The sequence below is a fragment of the Streptomyces sp. NPDC023838 genome, assembly GCF_040639555.1.
In the GTDB taxonomy this organism is placed as follows: domain Bacteria; phylum Actinomycetota; class Actinomycetes; order Streptomycetales; family Streptomycetaceae; genus Streptomyces.
In genome coordinates this window covers 54,834-67,060 of record NZ_JBFAAD010000006.1, presented here as the reverse complement: position 1 = coordinate 67,060, position 12,227 = coordinate 54,834, and the positions used below count along the sequence as shown (strand labels likewise).

The following is a 12,227-nucleotide window of genomic DNA, read 5'->3' as shown; positions in this document are numbered from 1 at the left end:
GGGCTAGCCACACCACCCTGATGGGTCAGTGCCGACTCACCCCAGCCGCTCGATCGCCACCATCGCGGCGTCGTCCCCGAGGCAGTGTCCCGCCGCATGGGCGAGCAGGTCGTCGCAGAGGTGGCGGAGCAGGGCGCGGGGGCCCGTACCGGACCAGGCGGCCAGGCGTTCCGCCAGCGGGTAGAACGTTCCCGTCCCGTCGCGCGCCTCGATGACGCCGTCCGTGTAGAGCAGCATGATGTCGCCCGTCTCGAAGGCGAAGGTGTCGGAGGCGAAGGTCTCGGCGGCGAAGGTGTCGGCGGTGGAGCTCCCGGCGCCGAACGGCTTCGCCGCGTATCCGGGCCCCACGAGCTCCGAGAGGCCGAGCGGCGGGGCCGGACGGGCCACGTCGAGCGGTACGACCCGGCCGCCGCGCAGGAGCAGGGGCGGCGGGTGCCCGCAGTTGACGAGGCGGACCGTCTGACGGTCGTCGGGTACGTCCAGCACCGCCGCGGTGATGAACGCTTCGCCCCGGTCCTCGACGTCGTCGGCCTCCCCGGCGGACACGCCGTCCCCCGCGGACACGTCGTCCAGGTCCGGGGCGACGGCGCCCTCCAGATAGGCCACGAGCCCGGACAGTTCGGCCTCCTGGTGGGCCGAGGCCCGGAAGGCGCCCAGAAGGACGGCCGCGTCCCCCACGGCCTCCAGGCCCTTGCCGCGTACGTCGCCGATGAGCAGCCGGGTCCCGTGGGCGGTGCGGGCGGCGGCGTAGAGGTCGCCGCCGATCTGCGCCTCGGCCGCCGCGGCCAGGTACACCGACGCCACGCGCAACGGTCCGATCCGCTCCCGCAGCGGTCGCAGCACCACCTGCTGAGCGGCCTCGGCCACCGAACGCAGCTGGACGAGCTCCTTCTCGCGCACCTCGCGCAGATGGGCGAAGAGCGTCACGAACACCGAGATCAGGATCAGCGAGATGATCTGGAACGAGTGGTTGAGGTCGGTGGCGCTGCCGCGCACCATCGCCACCACGATCTGTGCGAGAACGGCGACGGCACCGACGAAACCCGTGGTCCGGGGCCCGGCGAAGGACGCGGTGAGGGCGGGCGCGGCCACCAGGAACGGCCCGAGATGGACGTCGCGCGGAGCCACCACGTCGCCCACCGTGACGAGCGCGATGAGCGCGAACGGCGCCGCGAGCAGTGCGTGGCGCAGTCGGTGGTACGGCAGCCGCCGTGCGCTCAGTGCCCGGAGATCCATGCCACCTGCTTACACCGCACCGCGGCCCGGATCCCCCAGGCCCGGCCGACACGACCGTGAAGTCGCCGTGCCGGGCTCCGGGCGCTCACGGCGTACGAACCGCGCGTCACCAGCGCGTGGTCTCCCCGATGAAGTCGGGGATCTCGACGGCGCTGCCCCGGCGCCGGGCCTCGTCGAGGAGGTGGTGGCCGACCGCCAGGTCGAGGATGCCGAGGCCGAAGGGGGAGAAGACGGTGGGCTTGGCCGGGTCGAGCCGCACCTTGCCCTGGAGCAGCGCGCCGAGTGTTCCCGTGATGAAGTCGCGCCCGCCGGTGAGTTGTTCGGTCAGGTGCGGCGACGTCTGCGCCTTGAGGCAGTGGTCGACGTCGTCCACCACGTTGTTGCTCTTCAGCAGCAGTTCGGGTGCCAGGTCGCGCAGTGACACGTTGAGCAGGACCTGGCCGGGGCGCAGCGGGGTGTCACCGCTCACATAGGGCGTGGCGGCCGTGGTGGCGAAGACGACGAGGTCCCGCCCGAGGGCTTCCTCCAGGCTGCCTGTGCCGACCGGCACGCCGAGGCGCTCGGCGGCGTGCGCGGTGAGGTGGCCCGCGCTGGTGGCGTCCAGGTCGTGGACGAGGACGTCCGCGACGGCGACGCCGTTGGCGTGGAGGTAGTCGAGGATGGTGCGGGCGATGACTCCGGCCCCGACGAAGGAGACCCGTACGGGCTCGTCGGCTGCGAGCAGTTCGGCGGCGGCGACCGCGGCGGACGCGGCGGTGCGGGCGGCGCTGATGCTGGCGGCTTCGAGGCAGGCCAGCGGATACCCAGTGGCATAGTCGTTGAGCAGCAGGGTGGCCGAGGCGCGCGGCAGCCCCTGCTGGATGTTGTCGGGGAAACTGGCGATCCACTTGATGCCGATGGTGTCCACGTTGCCGCCGAGGTAGGAAGGCAGCGCGATGACACGGGCGTTGGGCTTGTCGGGGAAGCGCAGGAAGTAGCTGTCCGGGTTGACCGACTGGCCCCGCTCATGGGCGATGTACGTCTCGGTGACGATGCGCAGGACGTCTTTGTGCGAGTCGGCGAGGATCGCGGACACGGCGGCGCCCGGTACGACGGTGAAGTTGGCCATGGGGGTGCTTCCTGTTCTGGCTGAGGGTGCGACTGCGGTGGGTGGCTGGGGTGTTGGCGGCGCCGGGTGTGTCACATGGTCGTGATCCGTCCGAGCGCGGCCAGGTCGGGGTTCTCGGTGTAGCGCTCGGCGACCCAGGTGTCGGAGTAGACGGTGTCCACGTACTTGTCACCCATGTCCGGCGAGATGGCGGCGATGCGGGAGCCGGGCGGCAGGGTGGGTCCGAGCCGCTGGACGGCGGCCAGCACGGTGCCGGTGGATCCGCCCGCGAGCAGCCCGTACCGGGAGGCGACGAGCCGGCACATCGCGATGGTGTCGACCTCGCTGATGAGTATCTTCTCGAAGTCGCCGCTGTCGGTGTAGATTTCGGGCCGCCTGCTGGTGCCCAGGCCCGGGATGAAGCGCGGCGCCGCCCGCCCGAAGGTGACCGAGCCGACCGAGTCCACGGCGATGACGCGGGTGCCCGGGCTGTAGCGGGTGAAGTACTCGACGCAGCCCATCAGGGTCCCGGTGGTGCCCGCCCCGACGAAGAGCGCGTCGACCACCCCCAGGCCCTGGTGCACGGCCTTGGCGGTGCGCTCGCGGTGGACGCGGGCGTTGGCGGGGTTGGCGTACTGGTTGAGCCAGACCAGCTCCGGGTGGTCGGCGAGCCGCTGGTGGATGTGGTCGATCCGGGTCTGCAGATATCCGCCCTGGGCGTCGCGGGTGGTGACCTCGACCACCTCGGCTCCCAGGCTCTGCATCATGCGGATGGACTGCCGGGTGGCGTTGGGGTCGGTCACCACGGTCAGCGGGTAGCCCTTGGCGGCGGAGACCACGGACAGCGCGATGCCGAGGTTGCCCGACGACGACTCGATGAGGGCGGCTCCCGGGCGCAGCACGCCGGTCTCCTCCGCGGCCTCGATCAGCCCGAGAGCCGTCTTGAGCTTGACCGACCCGGCCGGGTTGAGCCCTTCGAGCTTGAGGAACACCCGGGCGTCGGCGACGAATTCGGGCAGGTGGAGAAAGACGTCGTCGAGGACGACGTCGGATGCTCGTTCGAAGATCATGTCGGTTGTCCTTCTGCCGTGCCGCGGGATCGCCGCAGCGCGCGGCGGCGGCTCGGCCGCCGCGGGGTGGGGAGCGTGGCGAGCCGGGGGCCCGGTGGTGGCGGGCCCCCGGCACGGCTCAGGCGCCTGACTCGGACGTGCTCCGCTCCGCGCGGCCCGCGCCGGTGGTGCCCAGGTGCTTCTCGACGACGGCCGCGATCTCGGAGAGCGGCTCCTCGTCCGCCATGTCCAGATGGGCGCAGGCGATCTCGTGGTTCTCGACCCGGCCCTCGATGAACGGCCGCCACAGACCGGCGAGCGAGTCGGCCCCGGCCTCCAGGCCCGCGGTGAAGAACAGCAGGTCGCCGTCGTAGCTCTCGGCGGGCGGCTCGGCGCCGATCGCGGCCTCGTTGCGGTACACGTCGTACAGCGCCCGCAGGGTGGGCTCGTCGAGACCGGAGAGCGCGGACCCGCTCTCCGCGAGGAGTTCGGCCAGCGGCGAGCTGCTGTCCGCGAGGACGTCCCGCAGCCGGGCGAAGGTCAGCGGCTGTCCCTCGCCGAGGACGCTCTGGTCGAGTCCGACCTCGTAGAGGATGTACGAGACGAACTCCGCCTCGCCCGCGGACGCCCCGTCCGAGGCGTGCGGGTGCGCGTCGAGCATCGCGAGCAGCGCGACTTCCTGGCCCGCCCGCCGCAGCTGGACGGCGACCTCGTGGGCGATGCGGCCGCCCCAGGACCAGCCGAGCAGGCTGTAGGGGCCCTCCGGCTGCACGGTGCGGATCTGCTCGACGTAGTCCCTGGCCATCTCCGGGGTGCTGCTCGGGGCCAGGTCGGGGCGGGTGATGCCGCGGGCCTGGAGACCGTAGATCGGCCGGTCCGCGTCGAGCATGCCGACGAGCCGCGCGTACGGCCAGGCCAGGCCGCCCGCGGGGTGGACGCAGAACAGCGGCGGACGGCTGCCCGTGCGGCGCAGCGGCAGCAGCACACCGAGCCCGGCCTCCCGGTCCTCGATCCCCAGGCGGGGGCTCAGCGCCGCCACGGTCGGGGACTCGAAGACCACGCGGACCGGCAGCTCCAGTTCCAGCACCGCCCGCACCCGGGACGCCAGCCGGATCGCGAGCAGCGAATTGCCGCCGAGGTCGAAGAAGCTGTCGTCGATGCGGACCCGCTCGATGCCCAGCACCTCGGCGAACAGCGCGCACAGCGTCACCTCGCGCTCGGTGCGCGGCTCCCTGCTCGACACGTGTCCCGCGAGGTCGGGGGCGGGCAGCGCCTTGCGGTCCAGCTTGCCGTTGGGGGTGAGCGGCAGGCGGTCCATGACGACGACGGCGCTGGGCACCATGTAGTCGGGCAGGACCTCGCCGACGTGGCGGCGCAGCGAGACCGCGAGCTCGCCGGTGCGCCGGCCGCCGGCCGGGTCGTTGACGGCCGACTGCCAGGGCCGGGCGGCCGTCGGCGGGATGTACACATCGGTGAGGCTGAGCACCGGAGCCGGGGCACCCTCGGCCGCGGACAGCACGACGGCGTCGAAGGTGTCCGCCTCCGAACGCGACCAAGTGGTGTGTACGGTACGGCCGTTGAGCCGAGCCCAGGCGTGCAGCGCCTCCGGGTCCACCGCGTGCCCCGGAGTGCCCGAGAGCAGGGCCCGTACCTCGTCGAGGGGCGCGCCCTTGGCCAGGGCGTCGGCTGCCGCGACCTCCGCGACGAGCCGGGCGTTGGGGATCCCGGTGACCCGGACCGGCCCGTCGTGCCGCGCGAGCAGCGCCGTCAGGCCGTCCAGGCCCGTGCCCCCGGTGCCGCCCCACTCCAGTTCCGGCACTCGGGCGTACGAGACGGGGCTCACCGGCGCCTTGTGCAGCACCACTTCGTAGCGGTGCCGGGTCAGCTCGTTGTGGGGCTCACCCTGCTTGAGCCGGATGTCGACGCCGCCAACGCGCCCCTCGCTCTCGGCCGCCAGAGAGGTGAAGAAGTCGGGGTCGATGACCAGTTCGCGCTCAAGCAGCGTGGCGCGCTCCACGGCCGCCGCCAGCGCGCCCGTGTCCCGGGTGCCGTCCTCGGCGCGGCCCGTGAGGATCGCGGCGTGGAAGGTGCGCAGGGTCCGGGCGCGGCGCACGTCCCCGATGAAGATCCGGCCGCCCGGCGCGAGCAGGTCGAGGGCCTGCTCGATCACCTGGCGCAGATAGGCGCCGTTGGGGAAGTACTGCACGACGGAGTTGATGACCACAGTGTCGAAGTGGCCCGCGGGCAGTCCGTCGGTCACATGCGCGGGCTGGCTGCGCAGCTTCACCTTGTCGGTCAGGGCCTCGCGGCGGACGTGCGCGTCGAGCAGGGCGATCGCGGTGGGGGAGAGGTCGATGCCCCAGTACTCCCCGACGTGGTCGACCAGCTTGGCCAGGAGCAGGCCGGAGCCGACACCGATCTCCAGGATGCGGGAGGGGCCGGTCTCCAGAATGCGGCGGACCACCTCGCCCCGCCACTGGCGCATCTCGTCGAGCGGGATCGGGCCGCCGGTGTAGCTGGAGTCCCAGCCGCCGAAGTCCTCGCCGAAGGCGACTTTCGCCGACCCCTCGGTGTCGATGGCCTCGTGGACCTCCAGCCACTCCTCCAGCTGACGCTCCGTCATGGAGGCGTCGTCCGTGGCCTGTTCGGCGTCGGGCGCGGCCGGACTCGTCTCGGCGGTGGGGACGACATAGGCCACCACCTGGGCGCCGCCGAGCCGGTCCGCACGGGTGACCACGGCGCTCTGGGCGACATCGGGGTGGCGCTGGACCACGGCCTCGATCTCCCCCAGCTCGACCCGGAACCCGCGGACCTTCACCTGCTCGTCGGCCCGTCCGACGTACTCCAAAGTGCCGTCGGCCAGTCGGCGCACCAGGTCGCCGGTGCGGTACATCCGCTCCCCGGGTGCGCCGAACGGGCACGGCAGGAAGCGCTCCGCGGTCAGCCCGGGCCGCCCCAGATACCCCCGGGCCACCCCCTCGCCCGCGACGAACAGCTCACCCACGACTCCCACCGGCGCGGGCGACAGCGCCCGGTCCAGGACGTAGGCGCGGGTGTTCCACACCGGGCGCCCGATGATCTGCCGGGCGTCGCCGTCGAGGCGGTGCGAGGTCGCGTCGACGGTGCACTCGGTGGGCCCGTAGAAGTTGTACGTGGCCATCTCGGGGACCGCGACGAGCTCGGCGAGCAGCGACTCGCGCGTCGCCTCGCCGCCCACCACCAGCACCGCCGGGCGCGGTCCGTCCAGCAGCCCGGCCTCGACCAGCTGCTCGGCGAACGAAGGCGTCACGTCGACCACGTCGATGTGCCGGCTCGCCACGAAGTCCACGAAGGCGACCGGGTCGTAGCGGCTCTCGTCGTCCGCGAGGTGCAGCTCGTGCCCGTCGAGCATCCACAGCAGGCCCGCCACCGAGGCGTCGAACGAGATCGAGGCGGCCAGCGCCACCCGGAACCGCTCGCGCCCCGCCCGCGCCGTCTCGGGCCGGTAGAACTCGGCGCGGTGGTCGTGGAAGAGGTTGACCGCGTTCTGGTGCTGGACGGCGACGCCCTTGGGCAGGCCGGTCGACCCGGAGGTGTAGATGACGTACGCCAGGTTCAGCGGGTCGAGCGGGGCGCCGCGCTCCTCGTCGCGCAGGTCGTCGCCGGAGTGCGCGGCGAGCGCTCCGAGGGTGGCGGGCGTGTCGAGGACGAGGGTGGGGGTGCCGTCGGGCAGGACGGCGACGAAGTCGGCGGTGGTGACGACGAGGACCGGGGCGGAGTCCTTGACCAGGTGGGCGATGCGCGCGGCCGGATAGTCCGGGTCGATGGGCACATAGGCCGCGCCGGACTTGAGGATCGCCAGCACCGAGACGAGCAGCTCGGGCGTCCGCGGCAGGGCGAGGCCCACCAGCCGCTCGGGACCGGCTCCCCGGGCGACCAGGGCGCGCGCGAGACGGTTGGCCCGCGCGTTGAGGTCCGCGAACGTCAGCTTCGTACCGGAGGCGACCGCCGCCACCGCGTCGGGCGTTTGGGCCGCCTGGGCCTGGAACAGCTCGGCCAGCGTGGTGCGCGGCACGTCGTGGGCGGTGTCGTTGAACTCCACCAGGACGCGCTCGCGCTCGTCGGCACCCAGCACGTCGACGGCGGACAGCGGCTGCGACGGGTCGTCGGCGACCGCCTCGATCAGCCGCACCAGCCAGCCGAGCAGCCGCTCGGCGGTGTCCCGGTCGATCACATCGCTCTGGTGGTCGAGCCGCAGGCGCAGGGACGGGCCGGGGAAGACGGTCAGGCCGAGCGGGTAGTGCGTGGCGTCGATGCTGAACGCGTCGACGACCCGCAGCCGCCGGTCCGAGCCGTGCTCCGCCTCGGGCTCCGTGGGGTAGTTCTGGAACACCATCAGGGTGTCGAACAGCGTGCCCACACCGGCCTGTTGCTGGATCTCGGTCAGCCCCAGGTTCTGGTGCGGCAGCAACCGCCCCTGCTCCTGCTGGAGGCCGCCGAGCAGCTCGGCGAGCGACGCCTCGGAGCGGACCCGCAGACGCGCGGGGAGCGTGTTGATCAGGAGGCCGATCATCCGCTCGACGCCCTGGATCTCGGCCGGGCGGCCCGACACCGTCACGCCGAACACGATGTCGTCGCGCCCGGTGAGCCGGGCCAGCGCCATCGCCCAGGTGCCCTGGACCACGCTGTTCAAGGTGAGCCCGTGGCTGCGGATCCGCGTGGTCAGCCGCTCGGTGAGCGCCTGCCCGAGCTCGGCCTCCACCGTGGCGGGCAGGCTGGGCAGCCGGCTCGCGCTCGGCGGCACCACGAGCGTCGGCTCGTCGAGAGCGGCCAGCGACTGCCGCCAGGCCTCGCGGGCCGCCTCCCGGTCGTGCCTCGCCAGCCAGGCCAGATAACTCTTGTACGGGGCCACCGGAGCCAGCCCGGAGCCGTCGCCGTGCCGCCGGTACAGCTCGATCAGCTCACCGATCAGGACGGGGATCGACCAGCCGTCGAGCAGGATGTGGTGATGGGTCATCACCAGCCGCCAGCCGCGCTCGGACCGGCGGATCAGCATGAAGCGCAGCAGCGGCGGGCGGGCCAGGTCGAAGCGGTCCACCTGGTCCTCGGCCATCAGCCGGGCGAGCTCCGCCTCGCGCTCCGCCTCGTCGAGGGTGAGCAGGTCGAACTCGCGCAGCAGCACCTCGACGCGCGCCGGTATCAGCTGGACCGGTGCGCCCTTGCGGGTACGGGTGCGGAAGCAGGCGCGGAGGTTGTCGTGCCGCTCGAAGAGCGCCCCGATGGCGGCGCGCAGGACGGCCGCGTCGACCTCGCCTTCGAGCTCGATCACCATCTGGGGCATGTAGACGTCGACGGCGTGCCTGTCGTACAGGGAGTGGAAGAGCATTCCCTCCTGCAGCGGCGACAGGGGCAGGATGTCGGTCAGGGCGGCGTTGTCAGAAGTCATTGGCCCACTCACTCGCGAGGTCGTCGATTTCGTCCTGGCTCAGGGAGAGCAGGGTCAGATCGGACGGGGTGTGGCCGCCCGTCGCCGGTCGTCCGGCGTGGGTGGCGATGCCTTCGAGCGCCTCCCGCCACAGCCGGGCGAGCTCCTCCACGGAGGAGTCGTCGATCCAGTCGGGCACCCAGCTCCACACGGCGGTCAGCCGGGGTGCCTCCGCCGGCCCCACGGCGAGCACGGTGATCTCCAGGCCGTGCGTCGCCGGGACGGCGGGGCCGTGCGTGGCCACCCGGGCGCCCGCGACCTCCCATGGCTCGTCCGCGACCCGGCCCCGGTGCGCGAAGCCGATCTGCGGCACGGCCGGGACGGCGCGCGAATCGGGGCCGCGCATCGCGCCGTGGCCCGCACCGCCGTGCGGTACGGCCCGCAGCTGCTCCTTGACCTGCTTGATCGCCTCGCCGACGGCCGCACCGCCCGAGCACACCTCGTCCCATGACGGCAGCCCGGGATCGACGGCGACCGGGAAGATGGCGGCGAACGGGCCGACCGTGCGCGAGAGGTCGGCGCCGGGCAGGAACTCCTGCCGCCCGTCGTCCTCGACGTCCAGCAGTACGGCTCCGCGCGCAGCCCGACCGCGCCGCGCGCGCCACTGTCCGACCGCGAGGGCCAGACCGGTGAGCAGCACGTCCTCGGCCCGCCCGTGGAAGGCCTCGGGCGCCTTCGTCAGCAGGGCAGAGGCCACCTCGGCGGGCAGCGTCACGGTCAGCTCGCGGGCGGTGGCGGTGGTGTCGGTCGCCGGGTCGAGCGGCCGCTTGCCCAGCGGTGGGTCCGCGGTGGCCAGGGTGCTGGTCCACCACTCGGTCTCGGCGGCGGAGGCCGGACCCGCGGCGGTGTCGGCCATGTGGCGCGCCCAGCGGCGCAACGAGGTGCCGACCGGTTCGAGGACGACCGGGGTGCCGGCCTCCAGTGCGGTCCATGCCGTACGGAGGTCGTGGAGCAGGATGCGCCAGGACGCCGGGTCCATCGCCGCCCGGTGCGCCACGAGCGCGATCCGTCCCGACCCGTCGGCCGTCTCGCCCCACAGCGCGAGCAGCAACTGCCCGTCAGCAGGCGCCAGTTCGGCATCGGCGGCCGCCCGGGCGAGTTCGGCGTCGGCGCTCTCCTGGCTCGTCAGGGACACACGGCGCACACACGCGGCGGCGTCCACCGAGCCCGGCGGCAGCACGTGCGGGCGCGGGCCGCCGGACCCGTCCTCCCACCGGGTCCGCAGCGCGTCGTGGTGGTCGAGGACCGCCTGGAGCGCCGGGGCGAGCAGCTCCGCACGGAGACCGGCCACGGCGGTGACGACGACGGACTGGCGGCTCGCGTCCAGGCCCGGTCCGAGGCGGCCCCGAGCGGGCACGAGCGGAACGGGACCGAGGTTCGCACCGGCTTCCTCACCCGCCGACGCCGCCGTGGGAACGGGCGTCAGCAGAGGAGCCAGCGCCTCCACCCGCTGGTGCGCGAAGACGTCGGCGGGTTCGAGCACCCAGCCGGCCCGGTGGGTCTTGGCCGCGAGCTGGATCGCCATGATGCTGTCGCCGCCCAGGTCGAAGAACCCGTCGTCGACGCCGACCCGGTCCAGGCCCAGGACCTCGGCGAACAGGCCGCACAGCAGCTCCTCGTGCGCGGTGCGCGGGGCCCGGCCGGACGACAGCGCGGAGAGGTCGGGCACCGGCAGCGCCCGGCGGTCCAGCTTGCCGTTCGGGTTGAGCGGGAAGGCGTCGAGGACGACGACCGCGGCCGGGACGAAGTAGTCGGGCAGGTCGGCCCCCACCCGGCGGCGCAGTTCGGCCGGGTCCGGCGCGGTGCCCTCGCGGGCCACCACATAGGCGACGAGCCGCTTGTTGCCCGGCCGGTCCTCGCGGGCGGTCACGACGCTCGCCGTGACATCGGGGTGGCGGTTGAGGACCGCCTCGATCTCGCCCGGCTCGATGCGGAAGCCGCGGATCTTCACCTGCTCGTCGACCCGCCCCAGGAACTCCAGGTTCCCGTCCGGCCGCCACCGCGCGATGTCGCCGGTGCGGTACATGCGCTCGCCCGGCTCACCGAACGGGCAGGGCACGAACCGCTCGGCGGTGAGCCCGGGCTGACGCAGATATCCACGGGCGAGCCCCGCACCCGCGATGAACAGCTCGCCCTCGGTGCCGACGGGCACCGGCCGCATGTCGTCGTCCAGTACGTACACCCGGGTGTTGACGACGGGCCGCCCGATCGGCGGGGCGCCGGAACCGGCCTCGACCTCGGTGGCCAGCGAGTCCACGGTGGTCTCGGTCGGGCCGTACGCGTTGAACATCCGCCGCCCCGGCGCCCATTGGCCGACCAGCTCGGCGGTGAGCACGTCACCGGCCGTCGCGACCGACTTCAAGGTGGGGTACGCCGCCGGCGGCAGCGCGGCGAGGACCTGCGGCGGGATCGTCACATGGGTGGCGGACGTGCGCTCGATCAACTCGCCCAGCTGGTGGCCGGAGAGACAGTCCTGCGGCCGGACGATCAGCGCCGACCCCGAGGCGAGCGCCATGACCAGGTCGCCGACCGAGCAGTCGAAGTTGAACGAGGCGAACTGGAGTACCCCGTCGCCCTCGGAGATCCCGAACCGCTCCATGTGGTCTGCGGCCAGGCTGGCGAGCCCGCGATGGGTCATCACCACACCCTTGGGCCTGCCGGTCGAGCCGGAGGTGTAGATGACGTACGCGGGGTGGTCGGCGGTCAGCTCGCCCGCCCGCTCGGCGTCGCTCACGTCGTGCGGCGGCTGAGCGCCGAGCAGGCCCGAGGTGGCGGCGTCGTCCAGTTCAAGTCTGTCGGTGCCGTCGGGGATCACCGGGGCGCAGCCGCCGGTGGTCACCACGAGCAGGGGGCGGGCCGACGCCAGGAGCCCGGCGATCCGGGCCGCCGGGTACTCCGGGTCGACCGGGATCCAGGCGGCGCCCGCCTTGACCACGGCCAGCAGCGCCACCACCGTCTCGGCCGAGCGCGGCAGCACGAGGGCCACCAGCCGCTCGGGGCCCGCGCCCCGGGCGATCAGGGCGCGCGCCAGCCGGTTGGCGCGCTCATTGAGCTCGCGGTAGCTCAGCGACGTGGTGTCGTATACGACCGCCGTGTTGTCCGGTGTGCGAACCGCCTGCGCCTCGAACAACTGGGGCAGAGTTTTGATGAGGCCCTGACGGGCCGTGTTGTTCCATTCCGCCGGGACTTCTTCCAGCCCGGGGTCCAACGGTGACGTCACGTGCTACTTCCCCCGTGTTCATCTCACTGGGCGCCCACGCCTCGTCAGGGCCCCATCGAGGTAAAGGAATTAATAAGCGAACCTTGCAGGAACCGTGCGCGGGCATGCCAAATGGAGGGAATGCCGCCGAGACCGAGAATTCCCGGCGGGATCCCTGGAACCGCGCTCCGG

5 protein-coding genes are annotated in these 12,227 nt (G+C 73.0%); all 5 read right to left on the bottom strand.

All coding sequences use genetic code 11. From position 1 onward, the window contains the following. Positions 1-36: 36 nt before the first annotated feature. Positions 37-1,236 carry a PP2C family protein-serine/threonine phosphatase gene (locus AB0G17_RS09710; RefSeq protein ID WP_361378258.1) on the bottom strand — a complete coding sequence of 400 codons (1,200 nt, stop codon included), beginning with the start codon at positions 1,234-1,236 and terminating at the stop codon, positions 37-39. 106 nt (positions 1,237-1,342) lie between these two features. Beyond that, the gene (gene sbnB / locus AB0G17_RS09705; RefSeq protein ID WP_361378255.1) at positions 1,343-2,344 is read right to left on the bottom strand and encodes a 2,3-diaminopropionate biosynthesis protein SbnB; all 1,002 of its coding nucleotides are present in this window, start codon (positions 2,342-2,344) and stop codon (positions 1,343-1,345) included. 71 nt (positions 2,345-2,415) lie between these two features. Further along, complete coding sequence (gene sbnA / locus AB0G17_RS09700; RefSeq protein WP_361378252.1) at positions 2,416-3,393, bottom strand: 2,3-diaminopropionate biosynthesis protein SbnA; 978 nt, start codon at positions 3,391-3,393, stop codon at positions 2,416-2,418. A 118-nt stretch (positions 3,394-3,511) separates the two neighbouring features. Beyond that, positions 3,512-8,797, bottom strand: coding sequence for an amino acid adenylation domain-containing protein (locus tag AB0G17_RS09695; RefSeq protein WP_361378249.1), 5,286 nt, complete (start codon positions 8,795-8,797; stop codon positions 3,512-3,514). After that, positions 8,787-12,056, bottom strand: coding sequence for an amino acid adenylation domain-containing protein (locus AB0G17_RS09690; protein WP_361378246.1), 3,270 nt, complete (start codon positions 12,054-12,056; stop codon positions 8,787-8,789). The genes AB0G17_RS09695 and AB0G17_RS09690 overlap by 11 nt, the downstream gene beginning before the upstream one ends. Between the last annotated feature and the right edge of the window lie 171 nt (positions 12,057-12,227).

Excerpts from the sequence above, each read along its gene's own strand:
- sbnA (WP_361378252.1), bottom strand. The coding sequence starts at position 3,393 with ATGATCTTCGAACGAGCATCCGACGTCGTCCTCGACGACGTCTTTCTC.
- AB0G17_RS09710 (WP_361378258.1), bottom strand. The coding sequence starts at position 1,236 with ATGGATCTCCGGGCACTGAGCGCACGGCGGCTGCCGTACCACCGACTG.
- AB0G17_RS09695 (WP_361378249.1), bottom strand. The coding sequence starts at position 8,797 with ATGACTTCTGACAACGCCGCCCTGACCGACATCCTGCCCCTGTCGCCG.
- sbnB (WP_361378255.1), bottom strand. The coding sequence starts at position 2,344 with ATGGCCAACTTCACCGTCGTACCGGGCGCCGCCGTGTCCGCGATCCTC.